Here is a 23,475-nt window from a genome sequence, read left to right as displayed (position 1 = left end):
GGCCTGATGGCGACGAACGCCGCATCCAGCGGCCCAGGAGTGTGCGTCCAGGGGCTGGGCCTCTTGGTCGCGACCAGCCTGATGTGGGGCTTCAACTGGCCGCTGGTGAAGTATCTGGTTGGGGTGCTGCCGCCCTTCTCGGTGCGGGCGGCGAGCGGCCTGATCGGCACCGTCCTGGTGCTGGCGATCGCCCTGGCGCGCCGCGAATCCTTGATGCCGCCGCGCGGCCAATGGGGCCGGCTGTGCCTGGCCGCCGCGCTCAACGTCGCCGCCTGGATGGCGCTGACCACGCTCTCGCTCCTGTGGCTGCGGGCGTCGGAGACCACGATCCTGGCCTACACCCTGCCGATCTGGGCCGCGCTGCTGGCCTGGCCGCTGCTGGGCGAGCGGCCGACCCCGGCCCGCGGCGCCGGCCTGGTGCTGGGCCTGTCCGGCATCGTGCTGCTGGTCGCGCACGGCACGCCGGGCGAGACCGATCTCGCCGCCAAGCTGCCCGGCGTGGCCTTCGCCCTGGCCGGGTCGATGCTGTTCGCGCTCGGCACCGTGCTGGCCAAGCGGGCGCCGGTGACGATGCCGCCGACCGCCCTGGTGGCGTGGCAGACCGGGCTCGGCCTGCTGCCGCTGCTGCTGCTGTGGCAACTGCTCGAACAGCCGGATTTCGCGGCGCTGGAGGCTAAGGCCTGGGCGGCGCTGGCCTATGGCGGCGTTCTCGCCTTCGGCCTCGCCTATGTCTGCTGGTTCGCGGCGCTGCGCCGGCTGCCGGCCTCGGTCGCCACCATCGGGTCGCTGCTGGCGCCGGTGGTCGGCGTGCTCGCCTCGGTGGCGCTGCTGGGCGACCCGTTCGGCCTGCGCGAGATCGGCGCCCTGGCCCTGACCCTCGGCGGCGTCGCTCTGGCGACCTTCGCGCGGTGACGGCGGGCGCGAAACAATCCTCGCTGTGCAGACGAACGGACTAAAGGCCGGCCCCGGCCGTTGTCGAGTCACGAACGGGGACAACGCGTGGCGGATCATGTCCGATCGAACCTGGCAGCTTATCTTCCGCGGCTCCGGCGCTTCGCCTGGGGATTGGCAGGGTCGCGCGACGAGGGCGACGACCTGGTGCAGGCGGCCTGCGAGAAGGCCCTCGCCCGCGCAGACCAGTTCACGCCGGGAACCCGTCTCGACAGCTGGCTGTTCCGGATCGTCCAGACCACCTGGATCGACCGCCGTCGCCAGGCCGCGAGACGGCCCGAGGCGGACCCGGATCTGCTGGCCCAGCTGCCGGACGAGCGCCCGCATGCCGGGGAAGCCCGGCTGGCTCTCGGCACGGTCGAGCGGGCGATCGCCGCCCTGCCGGAAGAGCAGCGGGCCGTGCTGCTTCTCGTCACGATCGATGGGGTGGCCTACCGTGAGGCTGCAGACATATTGGAGATCCCGATCGGAACCGTGATGAGCCGCCTGGCCCGGGCGCGGCTGGCGCTCGGCCGGGCCCTGGAGGGCGAGGAGAGAGGTCGGGACCATGACACGCGGCTCAAGATCCTGGGATGACGCCGAGATCGTCGCCTATCTGGACGGCGAGCTGCCGGCGCCGGAGGCTGCGCGGATTGCCATGATCCTGCGGGACGATCCGGAAGCGGCCGAGATCGCGCGGCTGATGCAGTCCGGCGGACAGGCCGCCCGCGGTGCCTTCACCGATGCGCTCACGGCGCCCCTGCCGCCAAGCCTCGAGGCCCTGGCGGCGCCGCGCCCGGCGGCATCCGCCGCGCCCCGGCGCTTCGACCTTCTGGGCCGCCTGGGTCTGGTCGGCTGGCGCGGCCCCGCCTTCGCGGCGACGGTCGCGGCCGTCGCACTGCTGGCCGGCCTCATGGTTGCCCGCAGCGGCGACATGCCGGGCGGGACCCTGCGCCCCGCAGCGGGATCGGCGCCCTCGATCGGGGACGAGGTGGTCGGGGCCGAGCTTCTGGCGGCCCTCGACAGCGGCCCGGACGGAAGCACGACCGAAGCCGGGCACATCCGGATCATCGGCGCCGTCGACACCGGCCTCCCCTACCGATGCCGCGCTTTCCGGATCGAGGGGCCTGGAGCGGCCGACGGCATCGCCTGCAAGGACAGCGACGGAGGCTGGTCAGTCCTCACACTGCCGCCGAACGGGGCCACGCAACCATGAGCCGCTTCGCCTGGATCGCCGGTCTGGTGCTTCTCGGCCTCGTCCTGCCGCTCGATCCAGGCGTCCGCTGGGCCGACTGGTCCGTCTATGCCAAGGATGGACATGGCGGCGACGACGGGGGCGGCGGCGGACACGGCGGCGGCGGCTCGGGCAGCAATAGCGGCTCAGGCAGCAGCAATTCAGGGAGCGGCAGTTCCGGCAGCAACAGCGGCTCGGGCAGCAGCAACTCGGGCAGCGGTAGTTCCGACGATGGCAGAAACAGCGGCAGTGGATCAGGCGATGACGGCGACGACGACGGCCTGTCCGCCGATGATTCCGCATCCGGGACCGGAACGACGCCCTCCGCCCGGCCGTCGCGTGACGGCGGCGATCACGATGTCGTCCGGGACGAGATCGTCGCCCTCGACGATGTCGCCCGATCCCATCTCCCCGGGCTCCGCCGGATCGGCTTCCGGCCGATCGAGGAGCGGCCGCTGTGGCGGATCGGCGGATTTCTCGTCCGCCTGAGGGTTCCCGCCGGGCAGACGCCGGAGGCGGCCCGTGCCCTGCTTCGGCAACGCTTCCCGGACCTGCTGCTGGATGTCCACCAGCTGTATCGATCGTCCGGCACCGTGTCGCTGCCGCCCCCCGACTATCCGCGGCGACTGGTCGGATGGGACCAGCGCGCCGGCGTCTGCACCGCCGGCGCCATCGTCGGGATGATCGACACGGGCCTGTCCGCGGCGGCGCGACGGCGGCTCGGCCCGCGGCTGGTGGCCGCCGACTTCGCGGCGCCCGGCGACGGGGACGAGCAGCACGGCGATGCGGTGGCGACGCTGCTGGTCGGCAGCGGCAGCACGGGTGGCCTGATGCCCGCGGCACGGCTGGCGGCCGCCGACGTGTTCGAGCCGGGCGACGACCGCGGCCCGGTCGCCAGCGTCGCCGCAGTGGCGCGCGCCCTCGACTGGATGGCCGCGCAGCATGTTCCGGTCGTCGGACTCAGCTTCACCGGCCCCGACAACGCCGTGCTGGCCGARGCCGCGCGACGGGCGGCACAGGCAGGCCTGATCATGGTTGCCGCCGGCGGGAACGACGGTCCGGACGCCCCGCCGGCCTACCCGGCAGCGCTGCCGGAGGTCGTGGCCGTCACCGCGGTCGATCACCATCGGGCGGTCTACGACCATGCCAATCGCGGCAGCTACATCGGCATCTCCGCGCCCGGCGTCCGCGTGCCCGTCTCGGCCGCCGACGGCACGCCGCGGCTCGTCACCGGCACCTCCTTCGCGGTGCCCTTCGTGGTCGCCGCCCTCGCCGCCGATTCCGGACGGGTGACGAACCGGTCCGACGCTCTCCGGCAGCTCGCATCGCAGGCGATTGATCTCGGCGCGCCGGGCCCCGATCCGGTCTATGGCTACGGCCTCGTCCAGGCGCCCCGCGGCTGCGATATCGGGAATGTCTCCGCGCTGCCGGAATAAGGGCAGGACCTCCTCGTTGTCGATGTGAAGGCCAAACCGGCTTCATCGACTGGAGGACAAGACATGCAGACGAAGCGCTTCGCGACCACCGTGATCCCCCTCGCGCTGCTGCTCGGCAGCGTGGCCATGACGGGCGGGCCGAGACCAGCCGAAGCGGCGGCGCTCGACGCGTCGCAGGCCACAGCCCGCAACATGAACGGCCTCGTCCATGTCCGGGCGGAGGATCGCCGACGCGAGGTCGAACCGGGCGACGATCGCGGACGCGGCGTCGAGTCCGGCGACGACCGGCGCCGCGGCGAGACGGGCCGCGGGCACGACGACGGGCATGCGGACGATCGTGGTGTCGGCAACGATGACGGGCCGAACGACAACGGGCACCACGCCGACGGTGACCACGACGACGGCCATCACCAGGGCGGTCGGAATGACGGCGGGGATGACCGCGGCGGCGACGACCGCGGCGGTGATGATCATGGCGGCGGACATGGCGGTCGGAGCGGCCCCGGCCGCTGACACGGAGACATCGCCGGCCACCGGGCTCCGCGCCGATCCCGAGGCGAAAAATCTCGGAATAGACCGCGCCTCTGCATCGTCTGTCTGTTGGGGGGTGCGAGAGCTCCCTTCCACCACTGGACCCCTCGGCCCCGCCTCCTCCGGCGGGGCTCTTTTTGTGGGACCCTAGGCCAGCGCCTCGGCATAGGGAGCCACGGCGCGGGCCTGGCGCAGGGTGGTCCCCCACCAGTGCAGCGCCTTCAGCATCACCGTCATGGCGGCGGTGGTCTGCTCCGGCTCGATCAGCCGGCCGGCGGCATCGAAGCGGYGCGGGGCGGAGGCCAGGCTGACCGTGTCGCGCAACGTCACCGCATGCAGCTCGGCGAAGACCAGGCGCAGCTGCTCCACCGCGCGCAAGCCGCCGGAGATGCCGCCGTAGCTGACGAAGGCCACCGGCTTGGCCTGCCATTCGGCATAGGCACAGTCGATCATGAACTTCAGCACCGCCGGATAGGCGTGGTTGTATTCCGGCGTGACCACGACGAAGGCGTCGGCCCGGTCGATGCGCTCGCGGAGGGCGGCGACGCCCTCCCCGTCGCGCCGGCCGCTCCAATCCGGCAGGCCGAGCGCGCGCGGGTCGATGGTGTCGAGCGCGAAGCCGCCGGCCCGCTCGATCTCCCCGGCCGCCCAACCGGCGACGATGTCGCAGAACCGGCCGTCGCGGACGCTGCCATAGATCAAGCCGATGCGGAGTTGGTCCATGATGTGCCCCTCGATTGGTGGTGAGTCGGGGCACCCTACAAGTTGAAGTGAGGTTTAGATCTAGAGGCTTTTCTCGCGGCGGCGTTGCGAAGGATCGAGGACCTCTACAGGGTAATCGTCGTGCCCCTGCCCGACCGGCGGGCGTGGCGATAGGCAAGGTCTGCCGCCACCATGTCCTCCATCGCCGTCCCCATCGCCTTGTAGACCGTGATCTGGTCCGCCGAGACACGGCCCGGCCGGCGTGCGAGCAGCATGTCGCCAAGCGTGATGCCGGCATCCGGATCGAGGCCGGCCAGTTCGCAGGATCCCACCGGGGTGGGCTCGAAGGCGTCGATGGTCTCGACATAGAGCGTGGCCGCGCGAGCCAGAGCGACCGGCAATTCGCCGCCCGGCGGCGCGACCCCTACCGACGAGACATGGGTCCCCGGCCGGACCCAGCCGGCGTCGATCACCGGCTCATAGGAATGGGTCGCTATGCAGACCACGTCGGATGAGCGGACGGCTGCTTCCAACTCGGCCGCCGGGGTGACGCCGGGATGGCGCGCGGCCAGGGCCTCGGCATCCTCGAAGCGTTTCGAGACGACGCGGATCTCGGCGAAATCCCGCACCAGCGGCAGCAGGCTGAGATGCTGGTCGGCCTGCACGCCCGCCCCCACCACGGTGGCCGCCCTGGCATTCCGGCGGGCGAGTTCGCGCACCGACAGCACCGCGGAGCCGGAGGTCCGGACCGCCGTGATATAGGTGCCGTCCATGATGCAGACCGGCAGGCCGCTGGTCGGGTCGAACAGGTGGATGGTGGCGAGATGGCTGGGAATACCCCGGCCGATGTTGCCTTCGAAGACGTTGACGATCTTCACCGTCAGATTCATGCCGTCCGTCCAGGCCGGCATCGCCAGGGAATACCCGACCTGCGGGATGTCGAGCTGCGGTCGTGCCGGGGTGACCACCCGGCCCAGCGCCAGGGCCCTAAAGCCGGCGTCCAGGGCATCCAGCAGCTGCAGCGGGTCGATGCAGGCCCGCACCTCCGCCTCGCTCAATGTCAGGATCCTGGTCTCTCCCTTCGACAGCGACGGGAGAGCGATCGAAGCAACCTCGGCCTTCGGCATTCTCAACCTCCTGAGTGCCGGGCCCCGATCGGGAACCGGCATGAATGACCTTGATGCCGCAAGGCTATGGCAGCGATGCGCGTGATAAAATACGTTGATTTTGCGATCTCTAAGTGAAATTCAAACCTATGCGTCTGTTTGAAAGTGCCTTTCACATGACCGATCTCGACGGAGTCGATCGCGCGCTTCTGCGGCTGCTGCAGGAGGATGGACGCCGAACGACCCTCGACCTCGCCGCGCAGGTGGGCCTGTCGCCGACCGGCACTAGCCAGCGGGTCAAGCGGCTGTTCCGCGACGGGTTCATCACCGCGGTCCGGGCCGTGCTCGATCCTCGCAAGCTCGGCCGCGGGATGCTGGTCTTCATCCAGGTCCGGCTCGACCACACCGCCCCGCAGGTCTTCGATCATTTCGCCGAGGCCGTTCGGCGCGCGCCGGAAATACTGGAGTGCCACATGGTGGTCGGCGGCTTCGACTACCTGGTCAAGGCCCGGATCGCCGACATGGCAGCGTTCCAGGACTTCCTGCAGCGGGTCATCCTGCCCCTGCCGGGGGTCCGGGAGACCCACACCTACGCGTCGATCGCCGCTGTGAAGCCGGACGCGCCCCTGCCCGTCTAGCGGGCCTGCCCTATCCCTTCACCCGCTCCATCCGCGGGTCGTAGAGCGGCTCGAGATGCACGCGGCACGGCACCCGCTCGGTCGCGACCTCCAGCTCGTAGCGGCTGCCCAGCAACGCCTCCCGGTCCAGGCCGGCCGGGTCGCGGACATAGCCGAGGCCGATCGGCTTGCCGACCGTATGGCCGAAGCCGCCGCTGGACAGCCAGCCGGCCGGCTTGCCGTCGCGCAGGATGGTCTCACGGCCGAGCAGCACCACTGAAGGGTCGTCGACCGTGAAGGTCGTCAGGATCTCCTTGAGCCGCTGGCCGCGTTGCGCCTCCAGCGCCTCGCGTCCCAGGAAGGGGATGGCGGATTTCAGCTTCACCGCCCAGCCGAGCCCGGCCTCGAGCGGCATGTGGTCCGGGCCGATGTCGCTGCCCCAGGCGCGGTAGCCCTTCTCCAGCCGCAGCGTCTCGATCGCGCGGTAGCCGGCATTGGCGATGCCGTGCGCCGCGCCCGCCGCCATCACCGCCTCATAGACCCCGACGGCGAATTCGGTCGGGATGTGCAGCTCCCACCCCAGCTCACCGACATAGGTGATGCGCAGCGCCAGCACCGGGGCGCCGGCCACGGCGATCTGGCGGACCCGGCCGAAGGGGAAGCCGGCATCGGAGACGTCGTCGCGGGTCAGCGCCTGCAGCACGTCCCGCGCCTTCGGCCCCATCAAGCTGAGCACCGCATAGGCCGAGGTGACGTCGACCAGATGGGCATCGGCACCCGTCGGGATGTTGCGCGCGATCCAGTCGAAGTCGTGGGTGGCGAAGCCGGTGCCGGTGGTGATGTGGTAGCGGTCCTGGGCCAGACGGGCGACGATCAGGTCGCATTCGATGCCGCCGCGGGCGTTCAGCATCTGCGTGTAGGTCAGCGTGCCGGGCGGCCGCGCCACGTCGTTGGCGCAGATCCAGGACAGCGCCGCCTCGGCGTCCCGGCCGACCAAAGCGAATTTGGCGAAGGAGGACTGGTCGAAGACGGTCACCGCCTCGCGCGTCGCCCGGTGCTCGCGCGCCACCGCCTCGAACCAGCTCGGCCGGCCGAAGCTCGGAATCTCCTCCGCCGCCTCGCCCGGCGCCGCGAACCAGTTCGGCCGTTCCCAGCCCAGCTTCTCGCCGAAGCAGGCGCCTTGCGCCTTCAGCCGGTCGTACAGCGGCGACCGGCGCAGCGGCCGGGCGCTGGCATGCTCCTCATTCGGCCAGGCGATGGTGTAGTGCTTGCCGTACAGCTCCAGCGTCCGCTTGCGCACCCAGTCGACATCGGCCTGGGCCCGGCCGAAGCGGCGGATGTCGACCGGCCACAGGTCGTAGGGCGGCTCGCCGCCCGCGATCCACTCTGCCAACGCCTTGCCTGCGCCGCCGCCTGAGGCGATGCCGAAGGCGTTGAAGCCGGCGCCGACATAGAAGCCGCGCAGCTCCGGCGCCTCGCCGAGGATGAAGTTGCCGTCCGGGGTGAAGCTTTCCGGCCCGGCGATCAGCTCCTTCACCCCCGCCGTCTCCAGCGCCGGCACGCGGCCCAGCGCCAGCTCCATGATCTGCTGGAAATGATCCCAGTTCGGCTGGAGGAGCTGGAAGTTGAAGCCCTCGGGGATGCCGTCGACCGCCCAGGCGATCGGGTTCGGCTCATAGCCGCCCATCACCAGCCCGCCGACCTCCTCCTTCCAATAGGTCAGCCGGTCGGGGTCGCGCAGGGTCGGCAGGGTACGGGTCACGCCCGCGATCGGCTCGGTCACCATGTACTGGTGCTCGACCGACACCAGCGGCACGTTGACCCCGGCCATGCGGCCGAGCTCCCGCGCCCATTGCCCGGCGCAGTTCACCGCGGCCTCGCAGGCGATGCGGCCGCGGCTGGTCAGCACCGCGGTCACCCGACCGTCCCTGGTCTCGATGCCGGTGACCTCGGTGTCCTCCCAGATCGCGGCGCCGGCCATGCGCGCGCCCTTGGCCAGGGACTGGGTGATGTCGGACGGGTTGGCCTGGCCGTCGGTCGGCAGGAAGGCGGCGCCCACCAGATCGTCGACCCGCATCGGCGGCCACAGATCCTGCGCCTCCTGCGGCGACAGCAGGTGCATCTCCAGCCCGAAGCTGCGGGCCGTGGTGGCCTGGCGCTTCAGCTCGGTCCAGCGCGCCTCGGTGCAGGCCAGGCGCAGGCCGCCATTCATCTTCCAGCCGGTGGCCAGGCCGGTCTCGCGCTCGAGCTCGGTGTAGAGCCGAACCGAATGGCCCAGCAGCTGGGTGATGTTGGCGCTGGACCGCAGCTGCCCGACCAGGCCTGCGGCATGGAAGGTGGAGCCGGAGGTCAGCTTGTGCCGCTCGATCACCACCGTGTCGGCCCAGCCCAGCCGGGCGAGGTGATAGGCGGTCGAGACCCCGACGATGCCGCCGCCGATGACCACGGCACGGGCCTGGGTGGGAAAGGCGTTCATGGCATCCTCTGGAAGTCGTCCCAGGCGCCTTCGAAGCGCCGCAGATTCTCGTCGGTGTAGGCGGCGTAGTCGAAATCCAGCGTCGAATGGATCTCCGACACCATGCTCCACAGCGTCTCGCGCAGCAGCGAGGCGGCCTTCATCGCGGCGTAGCGCCGACGCAGATCGGGCGTAACCGGCGCTTCGAAATAGGCGTCCAGCATCGCCGCCTCCTCCGCCACCGAGAAGCCGTTGTTCGAGGCCAGGCCGCCGAGGTCGAAAAGCGGGCTGTTGAAGCCGGCATAATCCCAGTCGACCAGCCACAGCCGGCGGCCGTCGTCGATGAAGTTGGCGGCCAGCAGGTCGTTGTGGCCGAGCACCAGCTCGACCGGCCCCACCGCCGACTCCAACTGCGCCGCGCGGTCGAGCAGCCCGGCCAGCTCCGCCGCCGGCCGCCGCCCCTCCAGGGCATGGGCGTAGTCGCGCACGACATGGAACACCCAGAAGGCCAGGACCGGGCCGCGCAGATGGGCCGGCATCTCGGTGTGCACCCGGCGCACCAGATCCAGCACCCGCGGCGCCTGCTGCCGCACCCGTTCCGGCGTCAGCGTCTCGCCGGCGACGAAGCGGGTCACCAGGATGCCGGACTCGGCATGCTCGACCTCGGGCGAGATCCCGGCGGAGGCGGCGGCGCGACTGGCCGCCAGCTCGTTGAAGCGCAGGATGTGGTGGTGCGGGATGTCGGCGCCCAGCCGCACGACATGGGCCCCTGCGGCATCGTCGACCCGGTAGTTGCGGTTGGTCAGCCCGCCGGCCAGCGGGGCGATGGTGACGCGCCCGCTCCAGCAGCCCAGCCCCGCGATGATGTCCGACGCCTCCGGCATTCGCGCCTCCCTGCCGATACGATAGGGCAATTCTCCAGGGCGAGGGAACGGCGCAGCGGGCGGGCGCGAGCGCGAAGGGCGCGCCGCTGTCACGCCGGCGATAGAGACTTCTCGGCAAGCCCATCATAATTTTTACTCATGATCTTCACTGAGAAGACGGTTTTCAGCCGCGAGAATCGCCAGCCTGACGCTCCCTCCTGCATCGCACCGATCCGCCAGGATATCAGGATGACCGATCGCCGAGAGATCCCAGAGACGTTGCTGGACCTGATCTATGACGCGGCCACGGATGCGCATCTGTGGCCATCGGTCCTGCGCCGGATCGCCGCCCTGACCGACAGTGCCGGCGGCGTCCTGTATGGCCAGTCGGTCAAGCAGTCCGTCGTGTTCTTCGAGCACAATGGCGGGCTGAGCGAGGAGAGCAGCCGCGTCTACAAGGCGCGGCACATGCGCAACCCCTGGAGCCTGCACATGATGAGCCGGCCGGTCGGGGCGGTCGTGCCGTCCGACGAAGCCATGGCCTTGCCGGACCTGCAACGGACCGCGTTCTTCGACGAGGTGCTGCGGCCCCAGGGGCTGGGCCACAACGCGATGATCGCCCTCGCCGCAAAGCGGGATTTCACGGCCGCCTTCAACATGGTCAGGGGGCCGCGCCAGGGGCCTTATGGCGAGACCGAATTGCGGCTTCTGGCGGGGCTCTCACCGCACCTGCAGCGCGCGATGCAGCTCGGTTTCCGCATCGAAGCCTACCGCAGCCTGCAGCGCGCCGAATATCAGGTGCTCGACCGTCTGTCGGTCGGCGTGATTCTGCTGAACCGCGACGCGAAGATCATCTTCGCGAACAGCGCAGCCCGCGCTTGGGATGGGGCGGGCGGGCCTTTGTCCCTCCGCCACGCGAAGATCACGCATCGTTCGGCGTCCCAGACGCGGAGGCTCGACGAGCTTGTGCAGGCGGCCTTGCGCGGCACGCCGACGGCAGCGATCGGCGTTCCGCGCGGCCATGGCCTGCCACCGCTGACGATCCTCGCCTCTCCGGTGCGCGGCCGGGATGCCGGCCGTCATGCGGAGGCGGGCTTGAAGGACGCCGCTGTCATGGTGTTCATCGGCGATCCCGCCGACAAGCAGGCGATTCCGCTGGCATGGGCGATGGACGCCTTCGGCCTGACGCAGGCGGAAGCCAGGGTCGCGATCGCGGCCGCCACGGGCGAAGGCTTGGCCGATATCGCACGCCGCCTCGCCCTCTCGCCCAACACCGTCAAGACGCATCTGCACCGCATCTTCGGGAAAACGGACACCCGGGGCCAGGCCGAGCTGGTGCGGTTCATGGCGCCGCTCCGGCTGATGGCAGGTGGCGGCCCGCAGGACGATCCCCGGTGACAGGCGCGGCTGACGGGACGGACATCGATCCCGATCGATCTCACCCTATCGGGTGACGCCGGGCCGGAGTACTGCCTCTATCCTTGTCCGTCGAGGGGGATGCTGCCCGGCGACGACCAGCGGCGACGCCGGCGACAAGAGAGAGAGCCATGGCGATCATCAACGGAACCGGGTCCGACGATACGTTGCACGGCACGGTGGGCGACGACACGATCACCGGTCTCTACGGCAATGACGTACTTTATGGCGAAGACGGGAACGATACGATCAACGGCGATGGCGGAGCCGGCAATGCCCGCAACAACGACCAGCTTGATGGCGGGACCGGAGACGACACGCTCAACGGTGGTATCGGCTTCGATACGCTGGTGGGCGGAACCGGCAGTGATACGCTGAATGGCGGCGATGGCCGCGATGTCCTCACCGGTGGCGCGGGCGCCGACCGACTGAGCGGCGGCGACCAGATCGACCGGGCCGACTACGCCGGCAGCGGCGCTGCCGTGGCCGTCAACCTGACGACGCTGGCCGCGTCCGGCGGCGACGCCCAGGGCGACATCATCGCCGGCGACATCGAGGATCTCGGGGGCAGCGCCTATGCCGATACGCTGACCGGGTCCGCCGGCGTCAACCGGCTGTATGGCAATGGCGGCGACGATCGCCTCGGTGGCGCAGGCGGCAACGACGTGCTCTATGGTGGCAACGGCAACGACACCATCGACGGCGGCGACGGCAATGACGTCATCCAGGATGAGGCCGGCGACGATGTCGCGACGGGCGGCAATGGTGACGATCTGATTTTCGCCGGAGCCGGGGCGGACAGGATCAGCGGCGGCGCCGGCACCGACCGCGTCATCTATGACGGCGATATCGGCATGACTCTGACGATCGGCGGGGGCGGTCATGGCGGCGATGCGGAAGGCGACATCATCAGTGCCGATGTCGAGGAGGCGCAGACCGGGACAGGCGACGACACCGTTACCGGGTCGGCGGCGGACAACTGGTTTTCCGCCGATTACGGCGACGACCATCTCATCGGCAATGCCGGCGACGACTATCTCTACGGCGGGCCCGACAACGACGTGCTGAACGGCGGCGCGGGGGCCGATAGGCTGATAGGCAGCTCCGGCATCGACACGGTCGTCTATGGCGGCACGGTGGGCGTGAGCGTCTCGGTCGGCGGCGACAGCCATTTCGGCGAGGCCGAGGGCGACAGGGTCGATGTCAGCGTCGAGAACCTCGTGGGCACCGCTTACGACGATCTTCTGGCCGGCGCCCTCCACGCCGGCGTGCTGGACGGCAATGGCGGCGATGACGCGCTCATTGCCGTCAGCGATGACAGCAGCACCCTAAACGGAGGTGACGGCAATGACGCGCTTTACGACGGGTCGGGCGCCGATCACCTGAACGGGGGCTCGGGCGTCGATGAGGTCCTCTATCTCAACAGCGCTGCCGGGGTCTCGGTCAGTCTGGCGACGGGCGCCGTGTCGGGCGGCGACGCCCAGGGCGATGTCCTGAGCAGCATCGAGAGCATCACCGGCAGCGATTTTGCCGACCAACTCACCGGCAACGCCCTGGCCAACGCCCTGGACGGTGCCGGCGGCAACGACGCGCTCATCGGCGGCGACGGCAACGACCTGCTCCGCGGCGCCGCCGGGGCCGACCGGCTCGATGGCGGCACCGGCATCGACACCGCCACCTACTACGCCAGTGCTTCCGGGGTGACGGTCGATCTCTCGACCGGCACCGGGTCGGGCGGGGACGCGGCGGGTGACACCCTGATCGGCATCGAGAGCCTCACCGGCAGCAATTCGGGGCGCGACACGCTGATCGGGTCCGGCGGGGCCAATACCCTGGCCGGCTGGGGCGGCAACGACGTGCTCCGCGGCGGAGCCGGTGCGGACAGGCTCGACGGCGGCACCGGCAGCGACACGGCCAGCTACTACACCAGCGCTTCCGGGGTGACGGCGAACCTCGCCACCGGCCTGGGCTCGGGCGGCGACGCCCAGGGCGACACCCTGACCGGCATCGAAAACCTCACCGGCAGCAACCAGGGCAATGACAGCCTGGTCGGAAACGCCGGTGCCAACACCCTTGCCGGCTGGGGTGGCAATGACGTGCTCCGCGGCGGGGCCGGTGCGGACCGGCTGGACGGCGGCGCCGGCAGCGACACCGCCAGCTATTACAGCGGGACCACCGGAGTGGTGGTCAGCCTGGCCAGCGGCCTCGGGAGCGGCGGCGAAGCCCAGGGCGACGTCCTGGTCTCGATCGAACACCTCTCCGGCAGCCAGGGCGGCGACAGCCTCTACGGCAACGCCGGAGCCAATGTGCTGCAGGGCTGGAACGGCAACGACCTTCTCGTCGGCCGGACCGGCAATGACACGCTCACCGGTGGGGCCGGGGCGGACCGCTTCCAGTTCACCGCGCTCGGCGACAGCGTGGTCGGGGCCAACGCTGATGTCGTCACCGATTTCAGCCACGCCCAGGGCGACCGCATCGACCTGGCCGGGATCGACGCCAAGACCACCGTCGCGGGCGACCAGGCCTTCAGCTTCATCGGCACCGCCGCCTTCACCCATGTGCCCGGGCAGCTCCACATCTGGCAGGACGCCGGCCGGACCATCGTCTCCGGCGACGTCGACGGCAACGCCACCGCCGACTTCAACATCACCCTGACCGGGGCCATCGCCCTGGTCGCCGCCGACTTCGTGTTCTAGGGGAAGGGCCGCGCGGCGACACCCGCGACCAGATCCTCGACGATCTCCTGCAGCTCCGCCGGCGTCGCGCCGTCCCGGGCCTGGATCGAGATGCCCTGCATCACCGCCGCCAGATGCCGGGCCAGACGGCGCCCCTCCTCCGCATCGGCAAAGGGCTGCAGGGCCTGTGCGATCCGCTCGCGGATGGCGTCGCGCCGGGCGGCCAGATCGCGGGCCAGCGCGGCATGCTCGGGATGGCAGGTGATCATGCCGCTGGAGACCATGCAGCTGCGCTCGCGATCGGGATGGGTGACGGCCCGGACCGCCGTCTCAAGCAGCCGCCGCACCGCCTCCGCCAGCGTGGCGGCCGGACCGATGGACGTCACGTCGACCGAGCCGAGGCCGTGCTCGTAGCGGTCCAGCGCCTCCCGGTAGAGGCCGGCCTTGCTGCCGAAGGCCGAGTAAAGGCTCGGCGGCGCGATGCCGATCGCCTTGGTCAGGTCGCCGACCGACACCCCTTCATAGCCGTGCCGCCAGAACAGCCGCATGGCCGTCTCGACCGCCCTGTCGCGGTCGAAGCTCCACGGCCGCCCGCCGCGCGATTTCGCATCCGGTTCCATATCGACCACTAAACAACATCTTGACGGCCAGCGTCAAACCGGTTGATTAGTGATCGATAAACAACATGGATGACGCTTCGATGGATCGCTCACGACGCAACTTCCTGGCCGGCACGATCGGTCTTGCCGCCCTCGCGGTTCACGCCAGGTTCGGGCTCGCGGCGCCACAGACCCGGGAGACCTTCTCCGTCCGGTCGTCGGACGGCACGACGCTGACGGGAGAGGCGCAGGGCGACCCGCAGGCGCCCGAAATCCTGTTCATCCACGGCCTGCGCCAGAGCCGGCTGAGCTGGGACAAGCAGTTCGCCGACCCGGCGCTGGCCGGCTTCCGCCTGGTGCGATTCGACCTGCGTGGCCATGGCGATTCGGACAAGCCGCCCTCCCCCGAGGCCTATGCGGATGCCGACCTGTGGGCCGACGACGTTGCCGCGGTGGTCGCCGCCGCCAAGCTGCGCCGCCCCGTCCTGGTAGGCTGGTCGCTTGGCGGCTATGTGGCCGGCGCGTATCTGCGGAAATACCGCGGTGCGCGGGTGGCGGGGATCAACCTGGTCGACGCGGTCACCAAGCTGTCGCCGGATCTGCTGACGCCGCTGGCGGGCACCTTCGCCCGCACCACCACCTCGCCCGACCTGGCCGAGCGGACGGCGGAAACGGCCCGCTTCCTCGAAGCGTGCTTCCACCAGCCGCCGACGGGCATGGAGCTGCAGCGCATGCTGGTGGTCAACGGCATGACCGCGCGGGCCGTGGGCGAAGGCTTCGTCAAGACGGCCACGCCGGACCTCGAACCCGTGTTCCAGGCCTATGGCGGCCCGATCCTGCTGACGCATGGGGCGCATGACCGGCTGGTCCGCCTGGCGATGTCGGAGCGGATCCGGGCGATCCACCCGGGAAGCCGCCTCTCGGTCTATGTCGAGAGCGGCCATAGCCCCTTCTATGAGGAGCCGGAGCGGTTCGGCCGGGAGCTCGCCGCCTTCGTGACGGCCGGGGACTGAGCCGCGGATCCGGGTTTGGCCTGTCCCCAAAAGAAAACAGGCCGCAGCGAACTGCGGCCCGAGTTTAGGGAGGAAACGCCCAAGAAGTGCGTTACGACAGCAGCTCATCACTGCATATCGCACTGCAACATAACCATGCCTCGGCGAGGTTCGCAAGCGAAAAAAGATTAAAAATTGATCACGCTCGATTCTGCCCAAAATTTGCCCCGTTTCAGAGCAGATGCCGGCCGACTGGGCGCTCACTGCCGCTTGATCAGCCAAAACACGAGGCCGTCGTCGACCGGAATCGATTCGCCCGGCGTTACCGGCTTGTCAGGTGACCTGCTGATGATCTGCACTGCGACCGGTCATCGAAGCGTGCCATCGTAGGACGACGGACCGCCGGCGACTCGGATCGAAGGACGCGCGTCCGTGCAGGAGGAGGCAGCACAATGCAGCGATGGATCGCCGCCGTGGTGGCGGCATGGGCCCTGGCCGCAGCGCCGGCCATGGCCGCCGAGAAGATCATCCTGGACACCGATTTCAGCACCATCGGGGATGACGGCCAGGTTCTGATCATGGCCGCGCAGCTCGACCACCAGGGCGTGATCGACCTGCTGGGCGTCACTGTGGTGACCGGCAACAACTGGCTGAAGCAGGAGGTGACGGACGCGCTGCGCGCGGTCGAGCGCCTGGGCATCGAGGACAAGGTCGGCGTCTATGCCGGCGCCAACCTGCCGCTGGTGCATGATCCGAAGAGCTTCGAGGCCGAGCGCACCCTTTACGGCTTCGGCGAGAGCTGGGAGACCGCCTTCCACCGGCCGCAGCCGACCGATGCCGACCTGATGGCGCCGCCGGACGGCTTCGCCAAGAAAGCCAAGCTGCGCGACCAGGACGCGGTCGACTTCATCGTCGACACGGTCAAGGCCAACCCGCATGAGGTGTCGCTGCTGGTGATCGGCCCGGCCACCAATATCGCCCTGGCGGTGCGCAAGAACCCGGAGATCGTGCCGCTGATCAAGAAGATCGTCTACATGGCCGGCGCCTTCGATGTCCGCGGCAACACCACCCCCGCCGCCGAGATGAATGTCTGGATCGATCCCGAGGCGACGCGCATCGTCATGCGCGAGCCGATCCCCCAGGCCATCATCCCGCTCGACGTCACCGACATCACCCAGCTGACCAAGACTGATTTCGACCGCATCGTCGCCGGCGACGGCCCGATCGCGGCACTGTTCCGGGGTACCTGGATGGCGAAGGCGTTCGAGGACTCGAAGGCGACGGTCAACGTCTTCGACACGCTCGCCCTCGCTTATCTGGTCGACCCGAGCTACGCCACCAAGGTCGAGGATCTGTCCGTCGATGTCGACATCGCCTTCGGCCCCGGCTATGGCCGCACCCTCGGCTACTGGCAGGAGCAGCCGACCAAGCTGCTGCAGAAGGTCAAGGTGGTGAAGCAGTTCGACAATCGCCGGTTCTTCGATCTCTATGTCGACCTGATGACCCGGCCGGTGCCGATCAAGCCGGCGACCTGATGGAGCGTGGATGATGTCGGAGCCGGACGGCGCCTTCCTCAAGCTGCGGATCGCCCGGCCCGACCTCGTCCGCTGGCTGGATGCGCCGCCCGCTCGGGCCTCGGGCTGGGTCGATTGGCGGGACATCGGCGGCCAGTGGTATTTCGACGCTGGCCCGGAGGAGCTGCGCGGCATCTCGATGATGCAGCTGGTTCGGACCATGGCGGAGTGCGATGCGATCCTGGCCCGTTCCGCGACGAACCGGCAGGCGCTGCGCGGCATCCTCAATGCCGCCGAGACCCCCGAGATCCGGCATGCGACCTATGATCCCGGGACCCGGGATTTCGTCGCCGGCACCCTGACCTATTCCGAGAACCTGAACGATTTCATCGTGTTCCTGGCGATCGCCCGCGGCGCGGCCGCCTTCCTGGCGCCGGACGAGCACGGCATCGCTGTGATCCACAACTACCTGTGGGGCGACGAGGACGAGCAAATCACCCAGGCCGCGCTGCGGCTCGGCCCCGGCAGCGCGTCGGGCTTCATGGACGAGGCCGAAGGCCGCAGCGCCGGCGGCGCCTTCCAGGCCCTGGCCGACCAGATGCTGGACCAGGCCCGACCGCCTCTGGACGAGCTGGACACGCTGCGATAGCGCCTGACGGTCAGGCCCCCTTGCCTGCCGGCGGCCGGACCAACCCCAGGACGATCGAGGCCTCCAGCCGGTCGACCACGTCGCGATGCTCGACCAGCTGGCCGTCGCTCAGCCGGTACAGGTCGGCGGTGGCGAAGCGTAGCACCGCGCCGGTCGGCGCCACGCCCAGCAGCGGGCCGCGATGGGTGCCTTGCCACTGCGCCATCGCCATCAGCCGGTCGCCCTCGACCACCACGTCGTGGCGCAGGGCCTGCAGGTCCGACAGCGCCACCTGCAGCATCCAGGCGAACTCCTTGTAGCCTTCGATGCCGGGCCTGATCAGCGGGCTGTCGCTGGTGAAGTCCGGATGCACCATGTCGTCGACCGCGGCTAGGTCGTGCCGGCCGTACAGCCGCTCCCGGAACGCCAGGAACCGCTGCCGGATCGTCTCGCTGTCGCTCATCGCGCCCCTCCTCGGTTTCCGTCCGCCGAGAATCGCGGCCGTGTTATCCTGGGACCAGAGGACAAGTTATCCTGGTACTGAGAGCATCAGGCTGATGGCGGAGCAGCGGCGGGTCCGGGAACGGCAGGAGCTAGCGGCGTTCCTGCGCAGCCGGCGCGAGCGGCTGGAGCCGGCGGCGGCCGGGCTGCCGATCACGGCCCGGCGGCGCACGCCCGGGCTGCGGCGCGAGGAGGTGGCGCAGATCGCCGGCGTCGGGGTCACTTGGTACACCTGGCTGGAGCAGGGCCGCGCCATCCAGGTCTCCGCCCATGTGCTGGAGCAGGTGGCGCGGGCGCTGCGGCTGGATGCGACCGAGCGGGCCCATCTGTTCACCCTGGCGCATGACCGCCCGCCGCCGGAACGGCCGGCGGAGAGCATCGGCGTCACCCCTGCCCTGCGCCGGCTCCTCGAGGCGGTCGACGGCCCGGCCTACCTGGCCACCGCCTGCCTCGACGTCGCCGCCTGGAACGCCGCCCTGTCGGCGGTGTTCGGCGACCTCGCGCCGCTGCCGGAAGAGAATCGCAACATGCTGTGGCTGGTCTTCGCCAGCCCACCGCACCGCGCCGCGATCCCGAACTGGGAGGTGGAGGCGCGCGGCATGCTGGCCCGCTTCCGGGTCGAGTTCGGCCGCCGTCGCGACGACCCGGCCTTCCTGGCCCTGATCCGCCGGCTGGATCAGGCCAGCCACGACTTCCACCGCTGGTGGCCGGAGCAGGACGTCACACGGCGGCCGGACCCGGTCAAGCGCTTCACCTCGCGGCATGGCCCGATGGCGCTGGAACAGAGCGTGTTCCGGGTCGAGGAGGCGCCGGACCTGCGCCTGGTCGCCTACATCCCGGTCGACGAGGACAGCCGCCGGATCGTGGCCCGACTGCGGCGGGAGTGGCGGCCGGAGGGCTGAGGGGCCGGGTTGCGGCGATCGCTCTTGGGAAATCCTGGTCGATGGCCGCAAGATGCGCGCCGCAGAGAGGCTGTCCCGAGACCCCGAATGACCCAGATCCTGAAGACCATCACGCCGGTGAACGGCGGCATCTATGTCGAGCGGCCGCTGGCCACGCCGGCCGAGGCCGAGGCGGCGCTGGCCCGCGCCCGGGTGGCCCAGGCCGAGTGGCGGCGCGTGCCGGTGTCGGAGCGGGCGCGCCTGCTGTACGCCGCGGTCGACGCCTTCGTCGCCGCCGGGCCAGAGATCGCGCGCGAGATCACTTGGCAGATGGGCCGGCCGGTCCGCTACACCCCCGGCGAGGTGCGCGGCTTCGAGGAGCGGGCGCGCTACATGATCTCGGTGGCCGAGGGCGCGCTGGCCGATATCGATGTCGGCCCGAAGGAAGGCTTCCGCCGTTTCATCCGGCGCGACCCGCTGGGCACGGTCTTCGTCGTCGCGCCCTGGAACTATCCGTACCTGACCGCGGTCAACGCCGTGGTCCCGGCGCTGATGGCCGGCAATGCGGTGATCCTGAAGCATTCGCACCAGACCCCGCTCTGCGCCGAGCGCTTCGCCGAGGCGTTCGGCGATCTGCCGCCCGGCGTGTTCCAGCACATCCATGCCGACCATGACACCACCGCGAAGATGATCGGCAGCGGCGCGGTCGATTTCGTCGCCTTCACCGGCTCGGTCGCCGGCGGCAAGGCGGTTGAGGCGGCCGCGGCCGGCCATTTCGTCGGCATCGGCCTCGAACTCGGCGGCAAGGACCCCGGCTATGTCCGCGCCGATGCCGACCTGAAGCACGCGGTCGAGACGCTGGTCGACGGCGCCTTCTTCAACTCCGGCCAGTCCTGCTGCGGCATCGAGCGGATCTATGTGCATGCCTCGGTCTACGACGCCTTCGTCGAAAGCGCGGTCGAGCTGACCCGGCAATATGTGCTGGGCGACCCGACCGAGGAGGCGACGACCCTCGGCCCCATGGTCCGGGCCTCGGCCGCCGATTTCGTGCGCGGCCAGACGGCGGAAGCGGTGCGCGAGGGCGCCCGTGCCCTGATCGACGCCAAGGGCTTCGCCGCCGACAAGGCCGGCACGCCCTATCTGGCGCCGCAGGTGCTGACCGGCGTCGACCATTCGATGCGGGTGATGACCGAGGAGAGCTTCGGCCCCGTGGTCGGCATCATGAAGGTGGCGTCGGACGAGGAGGCGGTGCGGCTGATGAACGACAGCCCCTACGGCCTGACCGCATCGGTCTTCACCCGCGACGTCGACGCCGCCATCGCCATCGGCGACCAGGTCGCCACCGGCACCTGGTTCCTGAACCGCTGCGACTACCTGGACCCGGCCCTGGCCTGGACCGGGGTCAAGGATTCCGGCCGCGGCTGCACCCTTTCGACCCTCGGCTACGACTACCTGACCCGGCCGAAATCCTTCCACCTGCGGCTGCCGGGGTGAGCGCCAGCTGTTCGGGTTCTTTTTTGGTCTGTCATTGCCGGGCTTGACCCGGCAATCCAGAAGCTGTCGACAGTCTCTGGATGCCCGGGTCAAGCCCGGGCATGACAGTGGGAAAAGCGGTCAACGACAGGGCGGATGAAGGCGACGATGCTCAAAGGCAACTGGAACTACCCGACCGCGGTGAAGTTCGGCCCCGGCCGGATCAAGGAGCTGCCGGACCTGTGCAAGGCCCACGGCCTGCAGAAGCCGCTGCTGGTGACCGATCCCGGCCTGGCCAAGCTGGCGATGATCGCCGACGCCGTGGCCGCCAACGAGGCCGCCGGCATCCCGACCACCGTGTTCAGCGACGTCAAGCCGAACCCGACCGGCAAGAACGTCGCCGACGGCGTGGCCGTCTACCGCGCCGGCGGCCATGACGGCGTCATCGCCTTCGGTGGCGGCAGCCCGCTGGACGCCGGCAAGGCCATCGCCTTCCATGCCGGCCAGTCGCGGCCGCTGTGGGATTTCGAAGATGTCGGCGACTGGTGGACCCGCGCCGACGCATCGAAGATCGCCCCGGTGATCGCGATCCCGACCACCGCCGGCACCGGGTCGGAGGTCGGGCGCGCCGGCGTCATCACCGACGAGGAGGCGCATGTGAAGCGCATCATCTTCCACCCGAAGATGATGCCGGTCGTCGTGATCGCCGATCCGGAGCTGAGCTTCGGCCTGCCGCCGCACGTCACCGCCGCCACCGGCATGGACGCGCTGGCCCATTGCCTGGAGGCCTTCTGCGCCCCCGGCTTCCACCCGATGGCCGACGGCATCGCGCTGGAGGGCATCCGGCTGATCCGGGAATGGCTGCCGGTCGCGGTCAAGGACGGCCGCAACCTGGAGGCGCGCAGCAACATGCTGGTCGCCGCCAGCATGGGCGCCACCGCCTTTCAGAAGGGGCTGGGGTCGATCCACTCCCTCGCCCACCCGCTCGGCGCGCTGTACGACGCGCATCACGGCCTGCTGAACGGCATCCTGATGCCGTATTGCATGGTCCACAACCGCGACGCCATCGAGGGCCGGATGGAGCGGCTGGGCCGCTATATCGACCTGTCGAACCCGAGCTTCGACACCGTCCTGATCTGGGTTCTGGACCTGCGCCGCGAGATCGGCATCCCGCACACGCTGAAGGAGATCGGCATCGGCGACAACCGGGCCGAGGAGATCGGCCGCATGGCCGAGGCCGACCCCTCGACCGGCAGCAACGCCAAGCCGGTCAAGGCCGAGGAATTGCGCGCCGTGTTCGTCGACGCGGTGAATGGGCGGCTGTAAGAAGGCCCGACCTCTCCTTTCCTCGTCATCCCGGGCGCGGCGCAGCGCGAAGCGGTGCGCCGCAGAACCGGGATCTCTTCGAGATTGCACCGAGATCCCGTGTCTGCGCAGCAGCACTGCGTGCCGCAGCGCGCACGGGATGACGGTTCGTTTTGGTCCGGCTGATATCAAGCTACGACCCCGCCGGAACCCCTTTACTCGTGCGGCATTTTGCATTCCGTCGCATCGGTCGCATTGAAAATTATTAACCCCATCGCACTGCACAAAAGTCTTACATGTCGTTCAGGCACCGGGGCGGGCAGGCGTTTTTCCGGTGCGATCCGGCTGCGGGAATCAGGCCATGAAGCGCTCGGTCTTGGGGGTCGTCGCGGTCCTTGGCATCGCCATTGCCGCGGTCGCTTGGCAACGCTTCGGCAACGCCGACGCGATCGAGCGCAGCGGCAAGGCCGCCGAGACCACGAGCCAGTCCGGCGCGAAGAGTGCGGGCCGGTCCATTCCCGTCGTCACCGCCGCGGTCGAGCAGAAATCCGTCGCCACCACCCTCACTGCCATCGGCGCGGTCGAGCCGATCTCGACCGTGCTGGTCAGCTCCCGCATCGACAGCCAGGTGATGCAGGTCCATGTCGCCGACGGCCAGACGGTCCAGGCCGGCGACCTGCTGTTCACCCTCGACGACAAGCCGCCCAAGGCCGCGGTCGCCCTGGCCCAGGCCAACCTGGCCAAGGACCAGGCCGACCGCGATCAGACCGCCGCCGACGTCGAGCGCGACAAGCCGCTGGTCAAGACCGGCGCGGTCTCGCAGCAGGCTTATGACCTTGCCATGGCCGCCTCGAAACGGACGGAGGCCAGCGTCGCCGCCGACCAAGCCAATCTCGACCAGGCCCAGCTGACCCTGTCCTATACCCAGATCCGAGCCCCGATCACCGGCCGCCTCGGCGTTGTCTCGGTCACCGCCGGCAATCTGGTCAAGGCCAACACCACCAACAGCAACGCCAGCAGCGGCGCCGTCACCAGCCTGGCCACCATCACCCAGATGACGCCGATCCGGATCGCCTTCACCGTGCCGGAACGGAGCCTGGACGCGATCCGCGCGGCGATGACCGGCCCGACCCCGCCGACGGTCGAGGCCTTCGACAGCGACGGCCAGCGCCGCATCGCCAGCGGGCAGCTGAGCTTCATCGACAGCACGGTCGACACCAAATCGGGAACGATCCCGCTGAAGGCGACCTTCGACAACGCCGCCTTTGCCCTGTGGCCGGGACAGTTCGTGCGGGTGGCGCTGCAACTCGGCACCCAGGACAACGCCGTCACCGTGCCGACCGTGGCGCTGCAGGCCGGCCAGGACGGCGCCTTCGTCTTCGTCGCCAAGCCGGACGGCACCGCCGAGATGCGGCCGGTGACGGTGGCGCGCACGGTCGGTGACACCGCGGTTGTCGCCCAGGGCGTGAAGCCCGGCGAGAAGGTGGTGACCGAAGGCCAGCTGCGGCTGATGCAGGGCAGCCGGATCACCGAGAAGACGACCGGCACGGCCCCGGCGGCGCCGCGCGCGGACGGCGTCGCCTCCGCCGTCAGCCCGACCTGATCCGAGCGCGAGGG

At 69.8% G+C, this 23,475-nt stretch carries 21 protein-coding genes; 14 read left to right on the top strand and 7 right to left on the bottom strand.

The genetic code is table 11. From position 1 onward, the window contains the following. Positions 1-6 precede the first annotated feature (6 nt). The 4 genes from AB4Z01_RS09450 to AB4Z01_RS09435 all read left to right on the top strand — a co-directional run bounded on the left by AB4Z01_RS09450 (position 7) and on the right by AB4Z01_RS09435 (position 3,600). Complete coding sequence (locus AB4Z01_RS09450; RefSeq protein WP_441692697.1) at positions 7-912, top strand: DMT family transporter; 906 nt, start codon at positions 7-9, stop codon at positions 910-912. An 87-nt stretch (positions 913-999) separates the two neighbouring features. Then, positions 1,000-1,527 (top strand): RNA polymerase sigma factor, encoded by a 528-nt coding sequence (locus tag AB4Z01_RS09445; RefSeq protein WP_441692696.1) that lies wholly within the window; start codon positions 1,000-1,002, stop codon positions 1,525-1,527. After that, positions 1,499-2,146, top strand: coding sequence for an anti-sigma factor family protein (locus AB4Z01_RS09440; RefSeq protein WP_441692694.1), 648 nt, complete (start codon positions 1,499-1,501; stop codon positions 2,144-2,146). Before AB4Z01_RS09445 ends, AB4Z01_RS09440 begins: the two co-directional genes overlap by 29 nt. After that, positions 2,143-3,600, top strand: a complete 1,458-nt coding sequence (locus AB4Z01_RS09435) for a S8 family serine peptidase (protein ID WP_441692693.1) — start codon at positions 2,143-2,145, stop codon at positions 3,598-3,600. Before AB4Z01_RS09440 ends, AB4Z01_RS09435 begins: the two co-directional genes overlap by 4 nt. A gap of 42 nt (positions 3,601-3,642) precedes the next feature. Here AB4Z01_RS09435 and AB4Z01_RS09430 read toward each other — a convergent pair whose 3' ends face one another. From AB4Z01_RS09430 to AB4Z01_RS09420, 3 genes are all read right to left on the bottom strand, one after another. Next, entirely contained in the window at positions 3,643-4,074 is a 432-nt protein-coding gene (locus tag AB4Z01_RS09430) for a hypothetical protein (RefSeq protein ID WP_441692692.1), read from the bottom strand. A 204-nt stretch (positions 4,075-4,278) separates the two neighbouring features. Further along, the gene (locus AB4Z01_RS09425) at positions 4,279-4,854 is read right to left on the bottom strand and encodes an NADPH-dependent FMN reductase (RefSeq protein WP_441692690.1); all 576 of its coding nucleotides are present in this window, start codon (positions 4,852-4,854) and stop codon (positions 4,279-4,281) included. A gap of 104 nt (positions 4,855-4,958) precedes the next feature. Continuing rightward, positions 4,959-5,960 carry an ornithine cyclodeaminase family protein gene (locus AB4Z01_RS09420; RefSeq protein WP_441692688.1) on the bottom strand — a complete coding sequence of 334 codons (1,002 nt, stop codon included), beginning with the start codon at positions 5,958-5,960 and terminating at the stop codon, positions 4,959-4,961. A gap of 155 nt (positions 5,961-6,115) precedes the next feature. On the opposite strand from AB4Z01_RS09420, the gene AB4Z01_RS09415 reads away from it, so the two are divergent. Next, positions 6,116-6,577 carry an Lrp/AsnC family transcriptional regulator gene (locus AB4Z01_RS09415; RefSeq protein ID WP_441692686.1) on the top strand — a complete coding sequence of 154 codons (462 nt, stop codon included), beginning with the start codon at positions 6,116-6,118 and terminating at the stop codon, positions 6,575-6,577. Positions 6,578-6,587: 10 nt separating this feature from the next. Here the strand turns inward: AB4Z01_RS09415 and AB4Z01_RS09410 are convergent, their stop codons facing one another. Continuing rightward, the gene (locus AB4Z01_RS09410) at positions 6,588-9,032 is read right to left on the bottom strand and encodes a GcvT family protein (RefSeq protein ID WP_441692684.1); all 2,445 of its coding nucleotides are present in this window, start codon (positions 9,030-9,032) and stop codon (positions 6,588-6,590) included. Then, complete coding sequence (locus AB4Z01_RS09405) at positions 9,029-9,895, bottom strand: phosphotransferase (RefSeq protein ID WP_441692683.1); 867 nt, start codon at positions 9,893-9,895, stop codon at positions 9,029-9,031. Before AB4Z01_RS09405 ends, AB4Z01_RS09410 begins: the two co-directional genes overlap by 4 nt. A 138-nt stretch (positions 9,896-10,033) precedes the next feature. Here AB4Z01_RS09405 and AB4Z01_RS09400 point away from each other — a divergent pair, with 138 nt between their 5' ends. Continuing rightward, the gene (locus tag AB4Z01_RS09400; protein WP_441692681.1) at positions 10,034-11,272 is read left to right on the top strand and encodes a helix-turn-helix transcriptional regulator; all 1,239 of its coding nucleotides are present in this window, start codon (positions 10,034-10,036) and stop codon (positions 11,270-11,272) included. Positions 11,273-11,421: 149 nt separating this feature from the next. Further along, entirely contained in the window at positions 11,422-13,986 is a 2,565-nt protein-coding gene (locus tag AB4Z01_RS09395) for a beta strand repeat-containing protein (protein WP_441692679.1), read from the top strand. Here the strand turns inward: AB4Z01_RS09395 and AB4Z01_RS09390 are convergent. Next, a complete protein-coding gene (locus AB4Z01_RS09390) occupies positions 13,983-14,585 on the bottom strand; it encodes a TetR/AcrR family transcriptional regulator (RefSeq protein ID WP_441692783.1) in 603 nt (200 codons plus the stop codon). The two genes, AB4Z01_RS09395 and AB4Z01_RS09390, sit on opposite strands and share 4 nt — an antisense overlap. Positions 14,586-14,665: 80 nt before the next feature. Between AB4Z01_RS09390 and AB4Z01_RS09385 the strand changes: the two genes are divergently transcribed. The 3 genes from AB4Z01_RS09385 (at position 14,666) to AB4Z01_RS09375 (ending at position 17,719) form a co-directional block, all read left to right on the top strand. Further along, the gene (locus tag AB4Z01_RS09385) at positions 14,666-15,577 is read left to right on the top strand and encodes an alpha/beta fold hydrolase (RefSeq protein WP_441692678.1); all 912 of its coding nucleotides are present in this window, start codon (positions 14,666-14,668) and stop codon (positions 15,575-15,577) included. Positions 15,578-16,008: 431 nt separating this feature from the next. Further along, a complete protein-coding gene (locus tag AB4Z01_RS09380) occupies positions 16,009-17,091 on the top strand; it encodes a nucleoside hydrolase (protein WP_441692676.1) in 1,083 nt (360 codons plus the stop codon). Between the two features lie 10 nt (positions 17,092-17,101). Beyond that, positions 17,102-17,719 carry a hypothetical protein gene (locus AB4Z01_RS09375; RefSeq protein WP_441692674.1) on the top strand — a complete coding sequence of 206 codons (618 nt, stop codon included), beginning with the start codon at positions 17,102-17,104 and terminating at the stop codon, positions 17,717-17,719. A 10-nt stretch (positions 17,720-17,729) separates the two neighbouring features. Here AB4Z01_RS09375 and AB4Z01_RS09370 read toward each other — a convergent pair whose 3' ends face one another. Then, positions 17,730-18,161: an ester cyclase gene (locus tag AB4Z01_RS09370; RefSeq protein WP_441692673.1), complete on the bottom strand. Its 432-nt coding sequence runs from the start codon at positions 18,159-18,161 to the stop codon at positions 17,730-17,732. 94 nt (positions 18,162-18,255) lie between these two features. Between AB4Z01_RS09370 and AB4Z01_RS09365 the strand changes: the two genes are divergently transcribed. The 4 genes from AB4Z01_RS09365 to AB4Z01_RS09350 all read left to right on the top strand — a co-directional run bounded on the left by AB4Z01_RS09365 (position 18,256) and on the right by AB4Z01_RS09350 (position 23,461). Then, positions 18,256-19,101 carry a helix-turn-helix transcriptional regulator gene (locus tag AB4Z01_RS09365; RefSeq protein ID WP_441692672.1) on the top strand — a complete coding sequence of 282 codons (846 nt, stop codon included), beginning with the start codon at positions 18,256-18,258 and terminating at the stop codon, positions 19,099-19,101. An 87-nt stretch (positions 19,102-19,188) separates the two neighbouring features. Further along, entirely contained in the window at positions 19,189-20,574 is a 1,386-nt protein-coding gene (locus tag AB4Z01_RS09360; RefSeq protein WP_441692670.1) for an aldehyde dehydrogenase family protein, read from the top strand. Positions 20,575-20,721: 147 nt separating this feature from the next. Continuing rightward, positions 20,722-21,879, top strand: coding sequence for an iron-containing alcohol dehydrogenase (locus AB4Z01_RS09355; protein ID WP_441692668.1), 1,158 nt, complete (start codon positions 20,722-20,724; stop codon positions 21,877-21,879). A gap of 340 nt (positions 21,880-22,219) precedes the next feature. Then, positions 22,220-23,461 (top strand): efflux RND transporter periplasmic adaptor subunit, encoded by a 1,242-nt coding sequence (locus tag AB4Z01_RS09350; RefSeq protein ID WP_441692666.1) that lies wholly within the window; start codon positions 22,220-22,222, stop codon positions 23,459-23,461. The last annotated feature ends 14 nt before the right edge of the window (positions 23,462-23,475 follow it).

It is taken from the genome of Inquilinus sp. YAF38 (assembly GCF_052113205.1).
Taxonomy (GTDB): domain Bacteria; phylum Pseudomonadota; class Alphaproteobacteria; order DSM-16000; family Inquilinaceae; genus Inquilinus.
The sequence above is the reverse complement of the archived record's forward strand: the minus strand, read 5'-3'. Positions and strand labels throughout refer to the sequence as shown.